Annotated in this window: 20 protein-coding genes; 5 read left to right on the top strand and 15 right to left on the bottom strand. The window is 71.3% G+C overall.

Features of this window, described 5'->3' with window-relative positions:
• Positions 1-255: 255 nt before the first annotated feature.
• The 11 genes from lgt to ACYVLP_RS18710 form a co-directional block, all read right to left on the bottom strand.
• On the bottom strand, positions 256-1,368 hold the full coding sequence (gene lgt, locus ACYVLP_RS18760) for a prolipoprotein diacylglyceryl transferase (protein WP_460628849.1): 1,113 nt from the start codon (positions 1,366-1,368) through the stop codon (positions 256-258).
• Positions 1,365-2,165, bottom strand: coding sequence for a tryptophan synthase subunit alpha (gene trpA, locus ACYVLP_RS18755; RefSeq protein ID WP_460628848.1), 801 nt, complete (start codon positions 2,163-2,165; stop codon positions 1,365-1,367). The genes lgt and trpA overlap by 4 nt, the downstream gene beginning before the upstream one ends.
• Entirely contained in the window at positions 2,162-3,430 is a 1,269-nt protein-coding gene (trpB, locus tag ACYVLP_RS18750; protein WP_460628847.1) for a tryptophan synthase subunit beta, read from the bottom strand. Before trpB ends, trpA begins: the two co-directional genes overlap by 4 nt.
• Positions 3,427-4,260, bottom strand: coding sequence for an indole-3-glycerol phosphate synthase TrpC (trpC, locus tag ACYVLP_RS18745; protein ID WP_460628846.1), 834 nt, complete (start codon positions 4,258-4,260; stop codon positions 3,427-3,429). The genes trpB and trpC overlap by 4 nt, the downstream gene beginning before the upstream one ends.
• Before the next feature lie 5 nt (positions 4,261-4,265).
• Complete coding sequence (locus ACYVLP_RS18740; protein WP_452269577.1) at positions 4,266-4,535, bottom strand: HGxxPAAW family protein; 270 nt, start codon at positions 4,533-4,535, stop codon at positions 4,266-4,268.
• 70 nt (positions 4,536-4,605) lie between these two features.
• On the bottom strand, positions 4,606-5,190 hold the full coding sequence (locus ACYVLP_RS18735; protein WP_460628845.1) for a Trp biosynthesis-associated membrane protein: 585 nt from the start codon (positions 5,188-5,190) through the stop codon (positions 4,606-4,608).
• Entirely contained in the window at positions 5,187-6,773 is a 1,587-nt protein-coding gene (locus ACYVLP_RS18730) for an anthranilate synthase component I (protein ID WP_460628844.1), read from the bottom strand. Before ACYVLP_RS18730 ends, ACYVLP_RS18735 begins: the two co-directional genes overlap by 4 nt.
• A 108-nt stretch (positions 6,774-6,881) precedes the next feature.
• The gene (gene hisI, locus ACYVLP_RS18725; protein WP_460628843.1) at positions 6,882-7,271 is read right to left on the bottom strand and encodes a phosphoribosyl-AMP cyclohydrolase; all 390 of its coding nucleotides are present in this window, start codon (positions 7,269-7,271) and stop codon (positions 6,882-6,884) included.
• Between the two features lie 113 nt (positions 7,272-7,384).
• The gene (locus tag ACYVLP_RS18720) at positions 7,385-9,196 is read right to left on the bottom strand and encodes an ABC transporter ATP-binding protein (RefSeq protein WP_460628842.1); all 1,812 of its coding nucleotides are present in this window, start codon (positions 9,194-9,196) and stop codon (positions 7,385-7,387) included.
• Entirely contained in the window at positions 9,193-11,058 is a 1,866-nt protein-coding gene (locus ACYVLP_RS18715) for an ABC transporter ATP-binding protein (RefSeq protein ID WP_460628841.1), read from the bottom strand. Before ACYVLP_RS18715 ends, ACYVLP_RS18720 begins: the two co-directional genes overlap by 4 nt.
• 79 nt (positions 11,059-11,137) lie before the next feature.
• The gene (locus ACYVLP_RS18710) at positions 11,138-12,187 is read right to left on the bottom strand and encodes a GNAT family N-acetyltransferase (RefSeq protein ID WP_460628840.1); all 1,050 of its coding nucleotides are present in this window, start codon (positions 12,185-12,187) and stop codon (positions 11,138-11,140) included.
• 87 nt (positions 12,188-12,274) lie between these two features.
• Here ACYVLP_RS18710 and ACYVLP_RS18705 point away from each other — a divergent pair, with 87 nt between their 5' ends.
• Positions 12,275-12,916: a TIGR03085 family metal-binding protein gene (locus ACYVLP_RS18705; RefSeq protein WP_460628839.1), complete on the top strand. Its 642-nt coding sequence runs from the start codon at positions 12,275-12,277 to the stop codon at positions 12,914-12,916.
• A gap of 53 nt (positions 12,917-12,969) precedes the next feature.
• Here ACYVLP_RS18705 and hisF read toward each other — a convergent pair whose 3' ends face one another.
• A complete protein-coding gene (gene hisF, locus ACYVLP_RS18700; protein WP_460628838.1) occupies positions 12,970-13,743 on the bottom strand; it encodes an imidazole glycerol phosphate synthase subunit HisF in 774 nt (257 codons plus the stop codon).
• Positions 13,744-13,787: 44 nt separating this feature from the next.
• Here hisF and ACYVLP_RS18695 point away from each other — a divergent pair, with 44 nt between their 5' ends.
• From ACYVLP_RS18695 to ACYVLP_RS18680, 4 genes are all read left to right on the top strand, one after another.
• Positions 13,788-14,375: a nucleoside/nucleotide kinase family protein gene (locus ACYVLP_RS18695; protein WP_460628837.1), complete on the top strand. Its 588-nt coding sequence runs from the start codon at positions 13,788-13,790 to the stop codon at positions 14,373-14,375.
• 3 nt (positions 14,376-14,378) lie between these two features.
• Positions 14,379-14,954 carry a DUF5655 domain-containing protein gene (locus ACYVLP_RS18690; protein WP_460628836.1) on the top strand — a complete coding sequence of 192 codons (576 nt, stop codon included), beginning with the start codon at positions 14,379-14,381 and terminating at the stop codon, positions 14,952-14,954.
• Entirely contained in the window at positions 14,951-16,141 is a 1,191-nt protein-coding gene (locus ACYVLP_RS18685) for an MFS transporter (RefSeq protein WP_460628835.1), read from the top strand. Before ACYVLP_RS18690 ends, ACYVLP_RS18685 begins: the two co-directional genes overlap by 4 nt.
• An 81-nt stretch (positions 16,142-16,222) precedes the next feature.
• Entirely contained in the window at positions 16,223-19,231 is a 3,009-nt protein-coding gene (locus ACYVLP_RS18680) for a hypothetical protein (RefSeq protein WP_460628834.1), read from the top strand.
• Between the two features lie 33 nt (positions 19,232-19,264).
• On the opposite strand, the gene ACYVLP_RS18675 is transcribed toward ACYVLP_RS18680, so the two are convergent.
• The 3 genes from ACYVLP_RS18675 to hisG are packed head-to-tail and all read right to left on the bottom strand — an operon-like array spanning position 19,265 to position 21,196.
• Positions 19,265-19,804, bottom strand: coding sequence for a flavin reductase family protein (locus ACYVLP_RS18675; protein WP_460628833.1), 540 nt, complete (start codon positions 19,802-19,804; stop codon positions 19,265-19,267).
• The gene (locus ACYVLP_RS18670; protein WP_460628832.1) at positions 19,801-20,307 is read right to left on the bottom strand and encodes a PH domain-containing protein; all 507 of its coding nucleotides are present in this window, start codon (positions 20,305-20,307) and stop codon (positions 19,801-19,803) included. Before ACYVLP_RS18670 ends, ACYVLP_RS18675 begins: the two co-directional genes overlap by 4 nt.
• 43 nt (positions 20,308-20,350) lie before the next feature.
• Positions 20,351-21,196, bottom strand: a complete 846-nt coding sequence (gene hisG, locus ACYVLP_RS18665) for an ATP phosphoribosyltransferase (RefSeq protein ID WP_460628831.1) — start codon at positions 21,194-21,196, stop codon at positions 20,351-20,353.
• Positions 21,197-21,213: the final 17 nt, after the last annotated feature.

The following is a 21,213-nucleotide window of genomic DNA, read 5'->3' as shown; positions in this document are numbered from 1 at the left end:
CTTCACCGTCCTTCTGTTGGTCCCGGAGGCGACCTGGACGGCGCCGCGTGACATGACTGGAGCCGGGCAGGTGCACCTCCCCCCAGGCGTGCTGGGGGAACGACCTCTCATCCCGGAAAGCGCAGTGGACGGCTTTGGCCACAGGCAGTGGGACGACGATATCGGAGCGGCGCGTCGTCCTACCTGTTGATACGCGGGATTCCGTATGGTGAGACGTCGTGCGAGAGGACACACGCCGTTCACGCGGACGTCACATCACGACGCGGACGGGCGCTCCTTCTTCCCGGCGCCCGCGGCGGCGGCGTTTGCCCCGTTGCCGACGGCAGCTGCCGAAGGATCTTCGTCGGCGCCCGAGCCCGCGACGACCTCGTCGCTGTCGGCCCGTGCCGGGTCGTCGTCGCCGTCGGTGACGGCCTCCTCGGTCGGCTTCTGGGCTGCCTCGGGCGACCCGGCATCGGGCTCGTCGCCGACCGTCGACGCGCCGGAGTCCGGCGACTCAGGGCGTTCCGGCAGAGGCATCTGCCCGAAGCGGCGCCACAGGTAGAGACCGAGGAGGAAGACGAGGATCGAGACCCAGGTGTTGACGCGCTGGCCGAGGATGAGGTTGGCCTCGTCGCTGCGCATGTTCTCGATGACGATGCGGCCGACGGGGTAGCCCATGACGTATGCCGCGAACACCTGGCCGGGCTTCAGCGGGTACCTGCGGCCGAGCCAGATCAGGAAGGCGGCCAGCAGCAGACACCACAGCGCCTCGTAGAGGAACGTCGGCTGGAAGTACCCCTTGACGATGGGGTTGCCTGACGCGTCGACCACGGCGCGGCCGGCCGAGGTGTCCCACTCGTAGATCCTCAGGCGCCACGGCAGATCGGTGGGTGCGCCGTAGATCTCGTTGTTGAACCAGTTGCCGAAGCGTCCCATCGCCTGGGCGATGGCGATGCCCGGCGCCGCGGCGTCGACGAAGTCCCGGAACAGCACCTGGTGGCGGCGGCAGCCGATCCAGGCACCGAGCGCGCCCAGTGCGATCGCGCCCCAGATGCCGAGCCCACCCTCGTAGATGGCGAACGCCTTCCACGGGTCGCCACCCTTGCCGAAGTACGGCTGTGGCGTCGTGATGAGGTGGTAGAGACGGCCTCCGAGGATGCCGAAAGGCACCGCCCACGCCGAGACGTCGATCGTCACACCGGGGCGGTAGCCGCGCGCCGTGAGTCGCTTGGCGGTGAGCCACACCGCGACGATGATCCCGGCGAGGATGCACATGGCGTAGCCACGGATCGGGATGGGGCCGAGGTGCCAGACCCCCACCGTCGGTGAGGGGATCTCGGCCGGCAGGGCCGACACCAAGGTGGGTATGCCGGTCAGCATGCTCATGCTCGGGCCTTCCTGACGCCGTCGGCTAGCTCTCTGGAGAGGCGGCCCAGCGCCTCGAGGCCGGCCTCGGGAGTGCTGGCCTCGGTGAGACACCGGACGAGCGCCGAGCCGACGATGACTCCGTCGGCGAACCTGCCGACCTGGGCGGCCTGGTCACCGCTGGACACGCCGATCCCGACGCACACCGGCACGTCCGAGGCGGCACGAGTGCGGGAGACCAGGTCGTCGGCGGCCTCGCCGACGCTTGCGCGCGCACCGGTGACACCCATGACGGCCGCCGCGTAGACGAAGCCTCGGCATGCGGCGGTGACCGCCGCGAGGCGCTCGGGTGTGGAGCTGGGGGCGACGAGGAAGACCTTGTCTAGGTCGTGGGCGTCGGCGGCCGAGATCCACTCCGCGGCCTCGTCCGGGATGAGGTCGGGCGTGATCAGGCCCGCTCCCCCAGCAGCGGCCAGATCGGCGGCGAACCGCTCGACGCCGTAGTGCAGGACGGGGTTCCAGTAGGTCATGACGAGCGCTCCCGCGCCGGCCGCCGACACCTCACGGGTGGCGGTGAACACGTCCTTGAGACGCACGCCGCCCTCCAAGGCGCGGACCGCGGCGTCCTGGATAACCGGGCCGTCCATGACCGGGTCGCTGTACGGCACCCCGATCTCGAGGATGTCGACGCCGTTGTCGACGAGGGTGCACATCGCCTCGATGGACCCCTCGACGGTCGGGAAGCCGACCGGCAGGTAGCCGATGAGTGCCGGACGGCCCTCCGCGCGGCACTTCTCGAGGATCGGACCGACGCTCAACTCTGCTCCCCCATGCCCTTGGCGCCCGGGTCGTCGGGCACGCGCCCGACCGTGGACCGGCCCGAGTCGTCGATGAGGCCGAACCACTGCGCGGCCGTGTGGACGTCCTTGTCGCCCCGCCCCGACAGGTTGACGAGGATGACTGCGTCGGGACCGAGCTCACGGCCGAGCTGCATCGCACCCGCGAGTGCGTGCGCGCTCTCGATGGCCGGCAGGATCCCTTCGGTGCGCGACAGGAGACGGAACGCCTCCATCGCCTCGTCGTCGGTGATCGGGCGGTACTCGGCGCGCCCTGACTCGAGAAGGTAGGCGTGCTCGGGCCCGACGCTCGGGTAGTCGAGGCCGGCGGACACGCTGTGGGACTCGATCGTCTGGCCGTCGTCGTCCTGCAGCACATACGTGTAGGCCCCGTGCAGCACGCCGGGCGTGCCTGCCGAGAACCGCGCGGCGTGCTTGCCCGAGGCGATGCCGGACCCGCCCGCCTCGAACCCGACCAGCCTGACGGTCGCGTCGTCGATGAAGCGGTGGAAGATGCCCATCGCGTTGGACCCGCCGCCGACGCACGCGCAGACGACGTCAGGCAGCCGCCCGACGAGGTCGAGGACCTGCTGGCGCGCCTCGACGCCGATGACCCGGTGGAAGTCACGCACCATCTCCGGGAAGGGGTGCGGACCGGTCACCGTGCCGAGCACGTAGTGGGTCGTGGCGACGTTGGCGACCCAGTCGCGGAAGGCCTCGTTGACGGCGTCCTTGAGGGTCCGGCTGCCGTTGTCGACGGGGACGACCTCCGCGCCGAGGAGCCGCATCCTGGCGACGTTGAGCGCTTGGCGCTCGGTGTCCTTGCGGCCCATGTACACCACGCACTCGAGACCCAGCAGGGCCGCGGCGGTGGCCGTCGCGACGCCGTGCTGACCGGCTCCGGTCTCGGCGATCACACGCGTCTTGCCCATCCGCTTGGTGAGCAGCGCCTGGCCGAGGACATTGTTGATCTTGTGCGACCCGGTGTGGTTGAGGTCCTCGCGCTTGAGGATCACCCGCGCGCCGCCACAGTGCTCGGCGAAGCGCGGCACCTCGGTGATGATGCTCGGACGCCCGGTGTAGGTGCGGTGCAGCCGCTCGAGCTCGCCGACGAACTGCGGGTCGACGACGGCCTTGCGCCACACCTCCTCGAGCTGCTCGAGGGCGGGGATGAGCGCCTCAGGGACGTACCGCCCGCCGAACGCTCCGAACCGGCCGAATGCCGGGTGCTGCTCCGTCGTGGTCACGCCGGCTCCCTGGTCACGTCGTCCTGACGCTCGCCACGCACTGCGATGGCGGCCTCGATGAAGGCGCGGACCGCCCGCTCCGGTGCGCCGTCCCGGACCAGCGCCTCGCCGACGAGGACCGCACCCGCGCCGGCGCGGACGTAGGCCGCCACGTCGGCCGGCCCGGTCACCCCGGACTCGGCGACCGCGACGACATCGCCCGGGACATGCGGCAGCAGGTCGGTCACCACGCGCGGGTCGACCTCGAGCGTCTTGAGGTTGCGGGCGTTGATGCCCACGAGTGCGGGGCGCACCGCGAGCGCCCGGTCGAGCTCGGCGGCGTCGTGCACCTCGACGAGTGCGGTCATGCCGAGCTCGCGTGCCTGGTCGTGCAGGTCGGCCATGAGCGTGTCGTCGAGTGCGGCGACGATGAGCAGGATCAGGTCGGCACCGTGGGCACGGGCCTCGGTCACCTGGTACGCGTCGACCATGAAGTCCTTGCGCAGCAAGGGAACCCGGACAGAGTCGCGGACCTGGTCGAGGTCGGCGAGGCTGCCGCCGAAACGCCGCTCCTCCGTGAGGACGCTGACGGCGCTCGCTCCCCCGGCGGCATACGACCCGGCGAGCCGACCGGGCTCCGGGATGTCTGCGAGCGCGCCCTTGCTCGGACTCGACCGCTTCACCTCGGCGATGACGGCGACGCCGGGCGCAGCCCGGAGGCTGGGGACCGGGTCGAGCGCCGGAGCGGCATAGGTGAGGCGCCGCTCGAGCTCGGAGATCGGCGTCGAGGCACGACGGCGCTCGAGATCCTCGCGGACGCCGCTGATGATCCCGTCGAGAACCGTGGGCACTGCTCTCAGCTCTTGCCGAGCGTGCCGCGCCCGGACTCGTGCGGCGCGTCGACGACGCTGCCGTCCTGAGCCGCGTGGCCCTTGTTGCCGTAGCCGGCCATCGACAGGACCTTGCCGGACACGACGCCGCCGATGATGACCACCGCGCCGACGATGCCGAGCGCCAGGTTGGGCAGCAGGACGCCGATCGCGGCGATGAGGGACCCGAGCAGGATGACTCCCACCCCTGTCCACGCCGCGACGCTGTGCCCGTGGTCCTCGTGCTGCTCTTCCATGGCTCCCTCTCTCGTATGGTCCGTCCCGTGCCGTCGGGACCGACGCACGACATTCTGTCAGGTCTTGTTGTCAGGTCTCGTCAGGGGCGTCGTGCAACGTCGGGTCCTGGCCCTCGCTCAGCTCGTCCCAGGCGGTGCGCACCTGGCCGCGCGGTCCGGCGTCGGGACGGCTGCCCCGGTCGTACCGGCCTGACAGGCCCGCCCACGACCGGCTCGACAGCGCGGCGAGCACGGAACCGGCGACCAGGACGGCGGACACGAGAAGCGCGACCCACGCCCACGCCGTGGCCGAGCCGGACGTCGCGGGCGACGTGGTGCGCGCCAGCTCTCGCGCGACCGCCGAAGCGACGGCGTCGACGGGTCGGAGCACCACGAGGACGGTGAGCAGGAGCGTGCCGAGCGCCGCAAGCACGAGCACCACGGCCGAGACGGATCGGATGACCCGGCCGCCGGTCATCATGCCCAGCAGGGCGACGATGCAGACCACGGCGAGGCCCACGACACCGGGCGCGGCCGAGCCGCCCGAGACGTCGACGACGCCACGGCTGAGGACGTCCTTCGCCTCGCCCGTGGCCCAGGTGAGAGTGCTCAGGCCGACCAGCAGCAGTGCCGGGACGAGCACGACGAGCGCCGACCGCTTCTTGTCGAGGGTCATCGGTCGGCCCCGTCCAGGACCGGTCGGAGCCCCGCGGCCGCGGCGACCGCCCGCAGTGCTGCGGCCGCTTTGTTGACCGTCTCCTCGTACTCGAGGTGAGGCACGGAGTCGGCGACGATCCCGGCCCCCGCCTGGACGTGGGCGACCCCGTCCTTGATGAGCGCGGTGCGGATCGCGATGGCCATGTCGAGGTCGCCGGCGAAGTCGAGGTAGCCGACGACCCCGCCGTACAGGCCCCGGCGCACGCCTTCGTAGCCGTCGATCAGCGCCATGGCACGCGGCTTCGGAGCGCCGCTCAGGGTGCCTGCCGGGAAGGTTGCGACGAGCGCGTCGTAGGCAGTCTGGTCGTCGCGGAGGTCGCCGACCACGGTCGACTCGATGTGCATGATGTGGCTGTAGCGCCGGATCGACATGAAGTCGACGGTGTCGACGCTGCCGGCCCGGCAGATGCGCTGAAGGTCGTTGCGGGCCAGGTCGACGAGCATGATGTGCTCGGCCCGCTCCTTGGCGTCGCCGAGCAGCTCCTCCGCAAGATGGTGGTCGTGGTCCGGGGACTTGCCCCGGGGCCGGGATCCGGCGATCGGGTGCGTGATCGCCTGCCGGCCGGTGACCTTGATCAGCGCCTCAGGGCTGGACCCCACGATGTCGTATGCCGTCCCGTCGGGGTGCGGGATGCGCAGCAGGTACATGTACGGACTGGGGTTGCTGACCCGCAGCGCACGGTAGACGTCGAGTGCGTCCGCCTCGCACGGAACGCTGAAGCGCTGGGACACGACGATCTGGAACGCCTCGCCCGCCCGGATCGCCTCCTTGGCGTCCTCGACCATCGCCTCGAACTGTTCCTGCGTGTGGCTGCTCGTCGGCTCGCTCACCCGCGGCTCGATCGTGGCCACCGTGCTCGGCGCGGGCTCGGCCAGCTCGCGGGTCATCCGGTCGAGGCGGGCCACAGCGTCCGCCCAGGCCTCCTCGATGCGCTCGTCGGTGGCGTCGTGGTTGACGGCGTTGGCCACGAGCAGGAGCGAGCCGTCGCTGTGGTCGAACACGGCCAGGTCGGTGGCCAGCATCATGCCGACCTCGGGCAGGTGGAGGTCATCGCGCCCATGGTCCGGCACGCGCTCCCAGCGCCGGACGGCGTCGTACGTGATCGCACCGACGAGCCCGCCGGTGAGCGGCGGCAGCCCCGGGATGTGCGGGGTCGCCAGCGCCGCCACGGTGTCCCGCACCGCGACGGTCGGGTCGCCTGAGGTCGGCAGCCCCACCGGAGGCTCGCCGATCCAGTGCGTCTCCCCGTCCCGCTCCGTGAGCGTGGCGGCGCTGTGCGCACCGACGATCGAGTATCGCGACCAGACGCCACCATGCTCGGCCGACTCGAGAAGGAAGGTGCCCGGCGCGTCCTTGGCGAGCTTGCGGTAGACGCCGACCGGCGTCTCCGCGTCGGCCAGCACGCGCCGCACGACCGGGATGACTCGCCGGTGCTCGAGGGCCAGCTCGGTGAACACGGCGAGGCTGGGCCACGTCCGGCCCCACGCGAGCTCCGCGTGTGGCACGGGCGCGGCGGTCAGCGACGTGGTCGATTCAGACACCGGGACATTGTGTCCCACGCCGAGGTATGCCGGCGGGCCGGCTCGCCCCCCGGACCGCCGCATGTGACGGGTGGGACCGCGCGCTCACTCGACGTGGTCTGGCGGGGGTCAGGGGGTGGCGGCGTCTGGAGCGCCCACGACGACGGGCAGCACCCGGGCGTCGAAGCAGGTGCGGTCGCCGGTGTGGCAGGCGGCGCCCACCTGGTCGACCTGGACCAGCACGGCGTCACCATCACAGTCGAGCCGGACGGCCTTGACGTGCTGGACGTGCCCGCTCGTGTCCCCCTTGCGCCAGTACTCGGACCGACTGCGGGACCAGAAGGTCACCCGCCCCTCGGTCAGGGTGCGGCGCAGCGCCTCGTCGTCCATCCAGCCGACCATGAGCACCTCGCGGGTGTCATGCTGTTGGACCACGGCTGCGACCAGGCCCTGCGCGTCGCGCTTGAGCAGGTCGGCGATCTTCGGGTCGAGGATGGTCGGGTCGGTCAGGTCGGTCACTCCGACATTCTGCCCGGGACGTCACCAGGCTCTGCCGGTGGTCTCGAAACCAAGCTGCGGGTGCGGCATGTCGAGCGGTTCCACCGCACGCGGAGGCAGGCCAGGACTCCCGGTCAGATGGCCTGCTGCTGGGCGACCCACGACTCGTGCAGCCGCGAGTAGACACCGCCGAGGCCGACGAGCTCGCTGTGATGTCCGCGCTCGACGACCCGGCCGGCGTCGACGACGATCACCTCGTCGGCGGCCTGGGCGGTGGACAGGCGGTGCGCGATCGCGATCGAGGTCCGCCCCCGAGTCAGGGAGTCGAGGGCTCGCTGGAGCCGCACCTCGGTGCTCGGGTCGACCGCCGAGGTCGCTTCGTCGAGGACCAGCAGGTCGGGGTCGGCGAGGTAGGCGCGGGCCAGCGCCACGAGCTGGCGCTCGCCCGCCGACAGCGACTCCCCCCGCTGGCCGACGTCGGTCGACAGGCCGAGCGGCAGAGTCGCCACCCACGCGTCGAGCCCGAGCTCGGTCAGCGTGAGCCGGACGTCGTCGGCACTGGCATGCGGACGGCCGAACCGGAGGTTGTCGAGCAGCGTGCCGTCGAAGAGGAACCCCTCCTGCGGCACCAGCACCACCCGGGACCGCAGCGACGAGAAGCGGATCGTGCGCAGGTCGACTCCGTCGAGCAGGACCTGGCCGCTCGTCGGGTCCATCAGCCGGGTCAGCAGCTTCGCGAGGGTCGACTTGCCCGAACCGGTCTCCCCGACGATGGCCACGCGGCTGCGCGGCGCGATCGTGAGGTCGATGTCGTGGAGCACCGGCTCGCCGCCGGGGTAGGCGAAGCCGACGCCGGTGAACTGCACGGTGATCGGTCCTCGAGGCAGCGACACGCCGTCGTCGGCAGGGTCGGCCACGTCGGCGGCGGTGTCGATGATGCCGATCACGCGCCGCCATCCGGCCACGGCGTTCTGCATCTCGTTGAGGATCTCGGTCGCCTGCTGGACCGGCATCGTGAAGAGGTTGACGAGGAACAGGAACGCGAGCAGCTCACCGAGTGTGAGACTGCCTCGAGCGCCGAGCACCGTGCCGACGACGAGGACGACGGCGGTGGTGAGCCCGGACACGAGCTGGCCGGAGGTGAAGGCGACGACCGAACGGGCCTGGGCCCCGATGGCCGCTGTGCGATGGGCCTCGACGGCGTCGTCGATCCGCTCGGCGGTGCGGTCCTCGACGCCGTAGGCACGGATCGCCTGGGCTCCCACGACCGCCTCGGAGATGGCGCCCAGCATGTCTCCGACCCGCTCTCGCACGCGGGTGTAGGCGCGCCCGACGATCCCCTGGAACTTGCGGATGATGACGAACAGCGGCACGAAGCAGAGCCAGACGACGAGAGCCAGCACCGGGCTGTAGATCACCATGAGCACGGTGGCGAGGCTGATCTGGGCGACGTTGATCATCAGCATGAGGCCGCCGAACTGCACGAACATCGAGATCGTGTCGACGTCGGAGGTCACGCGCGAGACCAGGGACCCGCGACGCTCGGTGTTCTGCGTCAGCATGGCGAGGTCGTGGATGTGGCGGAACGCCTTGAGCCGCAAGGTGGCCAGGCCGCTCTCCGAGGCCGTGAAGAGGCGGACGTTCACGAAGTAGGCAGAGAAGGCGGTGATGACCACACCGACGAGGGCGAGGCCGATATAGCGGACGACGACATCGAGGTAGGGCCCGCCCGCGGCGAGCAGCCCGTCGTCGGTGATCCGCTGGACCACGAACGGCACGAGGACCCGGCCCAGGGTCGAGAGCACCGCGAGCGCCACGGTGACCCAGATGCCCTTGCGCATCTCCGGCGAGAGCTCGAAGCCGCGCCGAAGCGTCTGCCAGGTGGTCATCCCCTTGCCGGTGGCGATCCCGTGGTGCTCGACCAGCGCCTGAGAACGCATGCTCATCGTGAGACCTCCTGCTCGACCTCACCGCGGCCATGGTCTTCACCGAGCTCCTCGTCGGCCGCGATGGCCTCGCGCTCGGCGGCCTCGCGGGCGTATGCCGTGACGAGCCGCTCGTAGCCGACACACCGGCCGAGCAGCTGCTCGTGGGTGCCGTGGTCGACGACGCGCCCCTGCTCGATGTAGACGACCTCGTCGGCGAGCAGGATCGTGGCCATCCGGTAGGCGACCACGAGAACCGTCGTGCCGGAGCTCGCCTCGCGCAGCCGGTTGAGGATCGCCTGCTCGACGCTCGGGTCGACCGCAGACGTCGCGTCGTCGAGGACAAGCAGCTGCGGCTCGCGAATCACAGCGCGGGCCAAGGCGATCCGCTGACGCTGGCCTCCGGAGAGGCTTGCGCCGCGCTCCCCCACGTGGGTATCCAGCCGGTCGGGCAGCCGCTCCACGAAGCCTGCCCCTTGAGCCACGTGGAGCGCTGCCCAGACGGCATCGTCGTCATGGGCCGTGCCGAGGGTGATGTTGCCACGCACACTGTCGTCGAACATGAAGGTCTGCTGTGCCACGAGCGCGGCGACGTCACTCACGCCTCCCTTGCGGACCTCGCGAAGGTCGACGTCGTCGACGAGCACGGCGCCGGAGTCGGGGTCGACGAGGCGCATGACGAGGTTGGTCAACGTCGACTTGCCGCTGCCCGTGGGCCCGACGAGCGCGACCGTCGCCCCCGGCGCGATGTCGAGGGTGACGTCGACGACGGCCGGGTTGAGGTCCGGCTCACCGTCCTCCGTCTCGATCTCGTAGGCATAGGCGAGGCCATCGGACTGGAGGTGGCTGGCCGACCCGCGCGGGAGCTCCTTCGCGCCGTACTCCATGCTGCCGGTCGCCTCCAGCACCGCGTTGACGCGGTTCCACCCGACCACGGCCCGGGGCATCTCGGCGAGCACCCAGCCGAGGGCGCGCACCGGGAACGCGAGGATCGAGAACAGGTAGGCGATCTGCACGACCTGGGCGGCGGTCAGCTGGCCGGACTCGACGCGCAGCGTGCCGACGAGCAGGACGGCGAGCGTGCCGATGGTCGGGATCGCCTCGATCGTGGGGTCGAACCGGCCGCGGGTGCGGCCCACCTCGATGTTGGCATCGCGCAGCTCATGGGTCACGACGCGGAACCGGTCCGCCTCGTGGTCCTCGCGGCCGAGCGACTTGACGATGAGGGCGGCCTCGAAGCTCTCGTGGGCGACCTCCGAGACGTCTGCGCGCAGCTGCTGCGCACGGGTCACGCGGGGCGACATGGCCCGCTGGAACAGGACGTTGGCGAAGAACAGCATGGGAAAGACCGTCAGGCCGACGAGGGCGAGCCACGGGTCCACGATGACCATCTGGACGATCCCGAACACCAGCATGACGATGACCCCGAGTGCCATGGGCAGGGGCGCGAAGATGTTCCAGGTCGCCTCGACATCGGCGTTCGCGTTGGACAGCAGCTGCCCGGACGGATGCCGGTGGTGCCAGCTCAGGGGGAGCCGGAGGTACTGCCGGGTGACCTTGCGGCGGTAGGTCGCGCCCAGGTTGAACATCGCGATACCACCGGCGAGGCGGCGTCCGATGACCCCCACGGTGGTGACGAGGACGACGAGGGCGACGACGCCGCCGATGAACCACAGCTGCTGACCAGTCACCGACCCGGCCTTGATCGCGGGCGCGACGGCCGCGTCCACGACCCATCCGATCGCCCACGCGGTGAGGCCGGTCATCACGCCGTAGATGACACTGCCGACCACAGCCAGGGCGAACCACCGCGGCTCACCCTTGATCCCTTTACCGATGACGGCAAAGCCCTCGCGAAGGGTCGAGGTGGTCGGGACGTTCACGGTCTGGGGCTCCCCTGATGCTGCGCTCTGTTGACGGTTGCGCCTGCGACGGTCGATGCCGTGGCGACCACTCAGCCTCTCATGAGCCACCGACGACCCTGCGCGGCCGCCTCACCCACAGCCACTCGGCCCCATCGCCGGGCCCGTCCGCCGCCGGCAGGGCCTCCGGCTCGTCCACGCGCACGAAGCCGAGCCGGCCAAGGACCCGGTGGCTCGGCACGTTGTCGGGTTCCGTGTGCGCGACCACCTCAAGGCCTGCGGCCTCCAGGGAGCGGCACATCGCGGACAGCACATCCGTCATGAGGCCACCACCGCGTGCCGAAGGCACCAGCCCATAGCCCACCTCGACGACGGCCCGCTCGTCCGGCGGCCCGAAGCACCCGATCGTCCCGACGGTGAGCGAGTCCGCCCGGCGGACGATGTGGCGCGGCGACCACGCGTCCGGGTCGCCCATCATCCCGACCGCGTCGAGGTCGTCCTCGCGCGGATAGCCCTCTGCCCAGCCGGGTCGCCTCTCCCCCGCGCGCATGGCGTCGGCCTCGTCGCGGGTCACCGGCACCAGCCGGGCGAGCCGGGTCTCCACGACGCCTGCCGAGATGGGCGTGGCGGGTGCGCCGGTGGCTACCCAGTACCGGCGTATGCCGTCCCGCACGTCCTCGAGGTCCCCTCCTTGCCCCTCGATCGTGCGGGCGGACCCGAGGTTGTCGTCGTCGCACGTGACCAGCACCGGGTCGATCGCACGGGCGGCGGCCAGGTCGAGGGCGATGCCCAGCGCGGCCGTCGCGACCCCGCGCCGACGTGACCCCGGCCGGACGGCATACCCGATGTGGCCGCCCTCCGCGAGCAAGGATCGCGTGAGGCCATGGCGCAGGGCGATGGTGCCGAGCACCCGGCCGTCCTCGACGATCCAGCGGTTCGACGAAGGCACACGCCCCTCGGGCAGCGGCTCGTCCGATCGCTCCATCCGGCCCAGTGCGTCGACCCACTCCTCGAAGGCATCCGGGTCACGCAGGACGTCGCGGTCGGAGGCCCGGTAGCTCGACCCGTGGATCAGCTCTCCGTCGAACTCGTCGACCATCTCCCACCACGAGTCGGCCAGGTCGACCGTGGGACGCACCAGCTCGATCACCAGACGACCCTAGAGACTCGCAGGCAGTGGGAGCCAGCGAGTTACCACGTGGACGGCCCGCCGAACCCGACCTGAGAGGATGACCGCATGATGCGCCACGCCCAGTCCGAACGTCTGCAGCTCTGCGACGAGCTCGACCGTCTCGGCCCCGACGAGCCCACCCTGTGCGAGGGCTGGGAGACGCGTGACATGGCGGCGCACCTGGTCGTCCGCGAGCACCGGCCCGACCTGTCCGCCGGGCGCTTCATCCCGTTCCTGCGAGGCCACCTCGAGCGCGAGCAGCGCGCGATGGCACTCGGCGACTACCCCGCGCTCGTCGGGCGCGTCCGGATGGGCCCGCCGGTGTGGAACCCGATGCGCAACGCCCGGATCGACGAGCTGACCAACCTCGTCGAGTTCTTTGTCCACTTCGAGGACGTTCGCCGGGCGCAGCCGCAGTGGCAGCCGCGCGAGCTGCCTGCCGACCGCCGCGCCGCCCTGTGGACCGGGCTGCGCCGCTCGGCGCGGCTGATGTACCGCCGCGTCCCGACCGGGATCGTGCTCATCGCCGAGGGCCAGGGGCGTTATGCCGCGAAGCTCCCCGACGTGCATGGCACCGTCATCCTGCGCGGACGTCCGGAAGAGCTGATGCTCTACTCCTACGGGCGCACGACGGTCGCCGATGTCGAGCTCGAGGGTGACGCCGACGACATCGCCGCGCTGCAGGGAGTCCACCTCGGCATCAGCTGAGCGAGTCTGGGCGAGCCGAGCGAGCCGAGCGGGCCGAGGGGGCTTGCAGTGCGTCAGCGCACGGTGACGCCGGCGGCTCGCAGCGCGTCCTTGACCTCTCCGACGGTGAGCTCGCCGAAGTGGAAGACGCTCGCCGCAAGGACGGCGTCCGCTCCCGCCTCGACCGCCGGGGCGAAGTGCTCGACCCGACCCGCGCCACCGCTCGCGATGACCGGCACCGACACGGCCGCGCGCACCTTCCTGATGAGCTCGAGGTCGAAGCCGTCCTTCGTGCCGTCGGCGTCCATCGAGTTGAGCAGGATCTCGCCCGCGCCGAGCTCGGCCGCCCGAGCGCACCACTCGACGGCATCGAGGTCGACCGGCGTGCGTCCTCCGTGCGTGGTCATGACGAAGTCGGCGGTCGGGGCACCGTCGTCACCGATCCGCCGCCGGACATCCGCCGACAGCACGAGCACCTGAGCGCCGAACCGGCTCGCGATCTCCGAGATCAGCTCGGGGCGCGCGATCGCGGCCGTGTTGACCCCGACCTTGTCCGCGCCCGCGCGCAGCAGCCGGTCGACGTCATCGACCGTGCGGACGCCGCCGCCGACGGTGAGCGGGATGAACACCTGCTCCGCGGTGCGGCTGACCACCTCGTAGGTCGTCGCCCGGTTGCCGCTGCTCGCGGTCACGTCGAGGAACGTCAGCTCGTCGACGCCCTGCTCGTCATAGACCTTGGCGAGCTCGACAGGGTCGCCGGCATCACGCAGGTTCTCGAAGTTGACGCCCTTGACCACCCGGCCGGCGTCGACATCGAGGCACGCGATGACTCTGGTGGCGACCGGCATGGCCCTAATCTAGGCCAGCGCGCCCGATGGGTAGTGTCCCGTTCATGTGGCACCAGGTGACGGAGCCGGCACTGCCGGAGCACGTCGATGCCGTGGTCTCGCTCGCGACCCACGCGTCCCCGCGATGCGGTGCCGTGGTGGTCGTCGCGATCGACGGGCCGAGCGGGTCGGGCAAGACCACGCTCGCCCTCGGCGTGTCCGAGGCCCTCGGCATCCACGGCTCCGTCGAGGTCGTCCACATGGACCGGGTCTACCCGGGGTGGGACGGGCTCGCGGTCGCGCCTTCCCTGCTCGCCGACCAGGTGCTGGCCCCGATCTCGCGCGGCCGCCGGGCGGCATTCCGCATGTGGGACTGGGCGCGGGACGAGTGGGACGGCACCAGCACGGTGGCACCATCGCAGTTCCTCGTCGTCGAAGGGTGCGGTTCCAGCGTGCAGCCGGCCGGGCAGTATGCCGCAGTGGCCGTCTTCGTCGAGGCTGACCGCCCGCTGCGGATGCGGCGCGGCATCGCTCGCGACGGTGAGGCGTACCGGCCGCACTGGGAGCGCTGGGCAGACCAGGAGACCGCGGTCTTCGCGGCCGACCGCACGAGGGAGCGTGCGGACCTCGTCCTCGACACATCTAGTCTCTGAGTCATGGAACCCGCGGACATGATGGCCGGAGTGGCCGCGTCGATGAAGGAGCGCACAGGACGGACGCTCGACGAGTGGGTCGCCCTCGTGCGGGCCGAGGGTCCCGACCCGCTGGACCAGAAGGCGGTCCGCAGCTGGCTGAAGGACGCCCACGGTGTCGCCCAGAACAGCCAGTGGGCGATCGCCGACGCCGCGGCCACGGCGGCCGGGTGGGAGCGTCCGACCGTCACCGGCTACACGGACGACCTCTACACCGGTCCGCGGGCCGGGCTGCGCCCGCTGCACGACGCCGTCGTCGAGCTGGCCCTGTCCATGGGGGAAGACACCGAGGCACAGGGTCGCAGCACGTACATCCCGGTGGTGCGCAAGACCCAGTTCGTCGCCGTCGCTCCGGGGCCGCGAGGGACTCTGCGGATCGGCCTTCGCTACCGGGGTGACGCACCCGCCGACGAACGCCTTTCTCCTGCAAAGGGATTCGCTCAAGCGACCCACTGGGTCCACCTAGCCGCCGACTCCACCCAAGCCGACGTCGAGTCGCTGACGCCACTCGTCGCTGCGGCATACGGCGACAACGGATGAGCACGCGAGCGATCCGCCCCCTCCCGCCCGTGTGGGTCATGACCGTGGCCCTCGTGGCCGTCGCCGCGAACCTGCGCATCGCCATCACGAGCGTCCCGCCCCTGCTCGACGCCATCTCCAGCGACCTCGGCCTGAGCCACGCCGCAGCCGGCGCGCTGACCACCCTCCCCGTGCTCTGCATGGGGATCTTCGCGCCGGTGGCCTCGCGCATCGCCCACCGGCTGGGGGCCGCTGCCGCCGTGCTCGCCGCCGTCGCGAGCATCCTCGTCGGCACCGCCAGCCGCTTCGCGGGCGACAACCGCTTCGTGCTCTATGCGGGGACCTTCGTGTGCGGCGTCGGCATCGCGCTCGCCGGCACACTCCTCCCCCGACTGGTCAAGGCCTTCTTCCCGCCCGAGCGGGCCGGTCTCATCACCGGCCTCTACATGCTGGCCATGATGGGCGGTGCCGCACTCAGCTCGGCTCTGTCCGTCCCCCTGGCCGACCGGCTCGGCTCCTGGCAGGCCTCGCTCGGCTCGTGGAGTGTCGTCGCGCTCGTCGGTCTCCTCGCGTGGACGCCGTTCACCGTGCGGGCGAACCCGCACCACACGCCCGGCGAAGAGGGGCCGGGCCGGCTGCCGTGGCGCCACCCCACCGCCTGGCTCGTCGCGGCCTACCTCGCCCTCCAGTCGTGGTGCTTCTACTCGGCCGTCACGTGGCTGGCGCCGACCTACGTCGAGCAGGGCTGGTCCCGCGCGTCCGCCGGCTATCTCGCGGCCGTGTTCAGCGGGGCACAGATCGTGTCCGGGCTGCTCGGTCCCGTCCTGAGCGACCGGACGTCCGACATGCGCCGGCTGCTGTTCCCGGCGGCCGTGCTCGGGGTGGCCGGCTGCGTCGCGATCTGGCTCGCTCCCCTCGCCGCCCCATGGGTCTGGGCGGCCGTGACGGGCCTCGGACAGGGTGCTGCGTTCTCCCTGGCTCTCGTGCTCCTCGTGCGCTACACGTCGACGCCGGAGGCCAGCGGCCGGCTGACCGGAATGGCCTTCCTCTTCTCCTACGGGGTCGCCTCGATCGGCCCCATCACCATGGGCCTGGTCCGCGACACGACAGGCGGGCTGACCCCCGTGTGGGCGATCCTCGCCGCCATCGGCGTGGTCCAAGGAATCGTGGTCCTCCGGCTGCGGCCGGACCTCCGACGCGTCGACTGACACCTGGTCCGCCACTTACCGCCAGGGCGTCGATCTCGCGGCGGTGCTGCTGGGACAGTTCCGTGGTCTATCTTGCTCCCCGTGAAATCGGGAGTGCGACGCCGGGTCGCTTTCGGCGTCGTGTTCCTCGTCCTGCTCTTGGCCGGCCTCGCGGTCGCGACCGGGCTGTCAAGCACGCTCGGCATCCGGACCGAGGCAAAGCAGGTGCCGGTCGAGTCGCCCCGAGTCGCCACGGCCGCGGCCGCCGTCGCGCCACCGGCTCTGACCCGGGTCACCGCCCCCACCGACGAGCGGACGGCAGCCGCGGTTGCCGAGCTGCGCGACGCAGTCGGCGACGCAGGCCAGACGCAGGGGACCACCACGCTCACCGTGCACGTCACCGATGCCACTGCGGGGAACGACAGCGACACCTACCGGTTGGAGGGCACACCGAGCGCGTTGGTCGTCCGCGCCACTACTCCTGCGGGCGCGGTCAGAGGGATCTACGACCTTGCGCTCGCCGTCCGGGAGGGGCGACCACTGACGGAGCGGCTCGGACAAGAGGTCAGCTCGCGACTGCCGTTCCGGATGGCTGACCTGGGAGCGGTCGGGGTCACACCCGACCCTGGGGCGTGGTCACGCGGCGACGACTACTCGCACAACTCCAAGGCCTTCGCCGACGCCATCCTCCCGACCGCGCCGTTCGTCGACGAGTCCGCCCTGAAGTCGGTCCGGTCCGATGCCGACGCCTACTTCCGGCACCTGCTCGCTGAGGGGTACACCGCGGTCGCCGTCCCCGGGCTGCTGGAGTACCTGACCTTCTCCGACGTCGGCGACGGTCACACCGTGTATGCAGCAGGCGACGACCACGTGGGACGCGCGCTCGCGATGCGTGAGTCGTTCGGTGCGATCTGGCGTCATGCACACGACCTCGGCCTCAAGGTCTACTTCCGCACGGACATGTTGACCCTGAGCACCCCGCTGCAGGCTTACCTCGAGAAGCAGTTCGGGTCGCTCGCGACCGAGCGGGACGACTTCTGGCAGGTGTATGCCGCCGGGCTGGACGAGCTCTACCGCACCATGCCGTACGTCGACGGGGTCGTCATCCGCATCGGCGAGGCCGGACGGGTCTACGACCTGCCCGGCTGGGACTACTACTCCGAGCTGGGGGTCACCACCGTCCCGGCGGTGCGGTCGATGTTGCGTACGTTCGTCGCGCAGGCCGAGCGAGCGGACCGAGAGGTCGTGTTCCGCACGTGGAGCGTGGGCGTGGGCGCCGTCGGCGCGATGCACACCGATCCCGCGTCGTTCCACGCGGTACTCGACGGGATCGACTCGGACCATCTGGTCGTATCCACGAAGTACTCCCTCGGAGACTTCTACAGCCACCTGCCCTTCAACCACACCCTGGAGACCGGCACCCAGCGCCGGATCATCGAGCTGCAGAGCCGCCGTGAGTTCGAGGGTTCCGGGGCGCTTCCGAACGACCTCGGTGACCTCTACCAGCAGGCGATCCAGCGGTTCGTCGCCGCCAACCCACGGGTGGAGGGGATCTGGACCTGGACCCAGGACGGCGGCCCGTGGCGCGCAGGGCCGATGACGCTCGAGCTGAAGGCGGGCTTCTGGCAGCTCTACGAGCTGAACACTGTCCTTGCCGTCCGGCTCGCTCGCGACCCGGGGACGGACCCGGCCCAGGTCACGGCCGGCTGGGCCCGACGGTGGTTCTCGGGTGAACCGGCCATCGTGGCCGCCGTGACCACCGCGATGGCGGACTCGAGGCAGGCGATAACGGAGGGACTCTACGTCGGCCCGTTCGCCGCGAAGCGCGTGTTCGCGCTGGGGCTCGAGCCGCCACCGATGATGTGGGTCTTCGAGTGGGACATCCTCACGGGCGACAGCGGCGTGCTCGACCTCGTCTATGCCGTCAGCCGCGATCGGCTGAACGACGCGATCGCGGGGGGCGAGCGCGCAGTGGCCGCGGCCGAGCGGATGCGCGACGCCGTGACCCACGCGCCGTCACAAGGATGGCGTGACCCGGCCCTGCGCGACCACCTGGTCCGGACTCTCGACTACGAGGTCGACCTGCTCACGACGCTGTCGGCCTACCGCACGATGGTCCTGCGCCATGCCGAGTGGCTCGACACCGGATCTGCCCAGGCTCGGGCCGAGTGGACGGCGGCACGAGGACGGTTCGAGGCAGCCGCGAGCACCCACGAGCGGAGGTGGGCGGGCGACGTCGACCTGCCGGCATACAACCTGACGGCGGCCCGTCTGGGGACGGAGCGCGCGGATCGTGACCCGGCCATGGCCTGGCTGGCCCGGGTGCTGCTCGTCCTCGTCGTCGGCTGGCTGGCGTTCGGCGCACTCGGGCGGGGCCGGTTCTCGCTGCCGGCCGCCCGTGCCCTGTGGGTCGCCGGCACGAGGCCCTGGCGCGCGTCGGAGGTCACGCGCGGGCTGGGACGGGCCAGCCGGGTCCTGCTCGTCGCCGTCCCCCTCGTAGCCCTTGCCGCGAGCCGTCTCGTCCAGACCTGGTTCCTCGCCCCGGCCCACATCGCCGTGGTCGCACTCGGCTGGCTTGCCCTCGCAGTCGTCCTCGCCCTGGCGCTGCGCCGCCGGGACCCATGGCCGGTCATCGCAGCCGTGGGTGGCTCGGTGCTGCTTCGGGTCGCGCTCCTGTGCGCGGTCCTGTCACCGCGCGGACCGGGTGGCTACTGGTTCGGCTTCTGGACCGACCCGGCCGGCCGAACGGCATACGTCGTCGTTTCATTCGCGCTCTTGGCGTGGGTGCTCGTCGCGGCCGCATGGTCGCTGCGCCCGGACCTCGGCCGAGCCGGTGCGGCGTGGACGGCGCTCGCCGTCGTCGGCACGGCGCTGCTCTCGGTCGGCGGGCTCGTGGGCGCGGTCGGGACCGAGCGGGCGCTGACCGTGTGGAACGACCAGCTCGCCCTGCTGCCCTGGGGTCTGTCACGCATCCTCGGCATCACGGTGTACCTCGGCATCCCGACGGACCTGCCGTGGTATGCCGTCGGGCTGGGTGCGATCGTCCTGCTCGTGGCGGGGCCGCTGGCCTGGCGCGCGTCTCGCCTGCGGCAGCCGGCCCGGGTCGGCTGACGCGACGCCGGCACGAGCAAGCGTTCGGGCAGGTCAGCCCCAGTAGTCGTCCAGCGGCTCGGGTGCCTCGTCCCAGACCGCCGACCCGCGGCGCTCGGTGACCGTGAACCGGCCCCGGTAGAAAAGCATCGGGCGGCCCTGCTCGCCATCCTCGAGCTCGATGACCCGTCCGACGACGACGTCGTGGTCGCCCGCCACGTGCACCCCGTCTACTGCGCCGTGGACCCGCATGATCGCCCCCGGCAGGCTCGGCCCACCGTGCTCGGACTCGAACCACTCCAGCCCGTCGAAGCGCCGGCCGGCCCGGGATCCGAACCGTGCGATCAGGTCACGTTGCTCGTCGCGCAGCACGTTGACCGTGAAGCGGCCGTCGTCACGCATCCGCGGCCAGGACCGTCCCCGGTGGTCGGCACAGAACAGCACCAGCGGCGGATGGAGCGAGACCGAGGCGAATGACTGGCAGGCGAAGCCCACCGGCTCCCCGTCGGCGGCATACCCGGTCACGATGGTGACCCCGGTCGCGAAGTGCCCGAGAGCGTGGCGCATCCGGTCCGGCGTGGGCTCACCACTCACGTCAGGCCGCCGTCCGGCCGCGCGTCCGGGCCGGGCTCGCGAGCCTCGCCGAACGCCTGGATCAGGGCGGCCAGCCGCGACGCCTCCCGCGAGGACACGTCCCCGTCCGCCTTCTGGATCGCCATCACCGCGACGGTGTCTCCGTCCTCGAGGTCGAGGCTCACCCAGGGCTCCCCACCGCCGAACTGGATGCCGACGATCTCCGGCCACTCGAGGGTCCGCGTCACGACGAGGTTCCGGACGACGAGGCCCTCGCGGCTGGGGACCGCCACGATCGCGGCATACCGCCAGGCGACGAGCGCGATGAGCACGCCGAGCCCGAAGAACATGAGGCGGTCGCCGGGGCCCCAGCGCCCGTCGGCCTGCGTCGGCATGATGACGGCGATGACGCCGAAGACCAGCAGCGACCCCCAGACCACGCCGAGCGCGACGGCCCGGCCGCGGCGCGGGCGGAACGGAGCCAGCGCCTCGGTCGCCGGCTGCTGCGGCAGGTCGTGGCTCACGGGAGCACTTCGCGGGCGTGGTGGCGATGCGACATGGTGGCCCTCACAGGCGGCATGCGGCGATGTCGGTGACGAGGATCGCGCGGGCGCCCAGGTCGTAGAGCTCGTCCATGAGCCGGTTGCGGCCGATCCGCGGCACCATGGCGCGCACGGCGACCCAGTCCTCGTCCTGCAGCGGGGAGACGGTCGGCGACTCCAGGCCCGGAGTCAGCTCGGTCGCCTTGTCGACGAGCTCCCTCGGGCAGTCGTAGTCGAGCATGACGTACGTGCGTGCCGTGATGACGCCGGCGAGCCGTCGCTCGAGCACGGAGACGGCCTGCGCCTCGCCCGGCCGGTCGCCGCGGATCAGAACCGCCTCCGAGCGCAGGATCGGCTCTCCGAACACCTCGAGCCCCTGGTTGCGCAGAGTCGTTCCCGTCTCGACGACGTCCGCGATGACGTCCGCGACGCCGAGCGTGATCGCGGTCTCGACGGCCCCGTCGAGCCGGACCACGTCGGCAGTGAACCCACGCCGAGCGAGGTCCGCCCGCACCAGCCCCGGGTACGACGTCGCCACCCTCTTGCCCGCGATCTCATCGATGCTCGAGACGTGACCCGGCCGAGCGGCATACCGGAAGGTGGAACCGCCGAAGCCGAGCGCGATGACCTCGACGGCGGTGGAGCCCGAGTCGAGGAGCAGGTCCCGACCGGTGACGCCCGCATCGACGGTGCCGGACCCGACGTAGACGGCGATGTCGCGGGGCCGCAGGTAGAAGAACTCCACGTCGTTGTCGGGGTCGGAGACGACCAGCTCCTTGGCGTCGCGGCGCGTCCGGTATCCGGCCTCGCGCAGCATCTCGACGGTGGCCTCGGACAGGGACCCCTTGTTGGGCACGGCGATTCGCAGCATTTCTCGGTTCCTTGGGA

The sequence above is a fragment of the Intrasporangium mesophilum genome (assembly GCF_054783095.1).
Note: the sequence above shows the minus strand (reverse complement) of the source record. Positions and strands in the feature narration are given on the sequence as shown.

Coding starts and splice junctions, on each gene's coding strand:
- ACYVLP_RS18720 (WP_460628842.1), bottom strand. CDS start 9,196: ATGAGCATGCGTTCTCAGGCGCTGGTCGAGCACCACGGGATCGCCACC.
- ACYVLP_RS18705 (WP_460628839.1), top strand. CDS start 12,275: ATGATGCGCCACGCCCAGTCCGAACGTCTGCAGCTCTGCGACGAGCTC.
- ACYVLP_RS18740 (WP_452269577.1), bottom strand. CDS start 4,535: ATGGAAGAGCAGCACGAGGACCACGGGCACAGCGTCGCGGCGTGGACA.
- ACYVLP_RS18735 (WP_460628845.1), bottom strand. CDS start 5,190: ATGACCCTCGACAAGAAGCGGTCGGCGCTCGTCGTGCTCGTCCCGGCA.
- ACYVLP_RS18690 (WP_460628836.1), top strand. CDS start 14,379: ATGGAACCCGCGGACATGATGGCCGGAGTGGCCGCGTCGATGAAGGAG.
- hisG (WP_460628831.1), bottom strand. CDS start 21,196: ATGCTGCGAATCGCCGTGCCCAACAAGGGGTCCCTGTCCGAGGCCACC.
- ACYVLP_RS18685 (WP_460628835.1), top strand. CDS start 14,951: ATGAGCACGCGAGCGATCCGCCCCCTCCCGCCCGTGTGGGTCATGACC.
- ACYVLP_RS18695 (WP_460628837.1), top strand. CDS start 13,788: ATGTGGCACCAGGTGACGGAGCCGGCACTGCCGGAGCACGTCGATGCC.
- hisF (WP_460628838.1), bottom strand. CDS start 13,743: ATGCCGGTCGCCACCAGAGTCATCGCGTGCCTCGATGTCGACGCCGGC.
- lgt (WP_460628849.1), bottom strand. CDS start 1,368: ATGAGCATGCTGACCGGCATACCCACCTTGGTGTCGGCCCTGCCGGCC.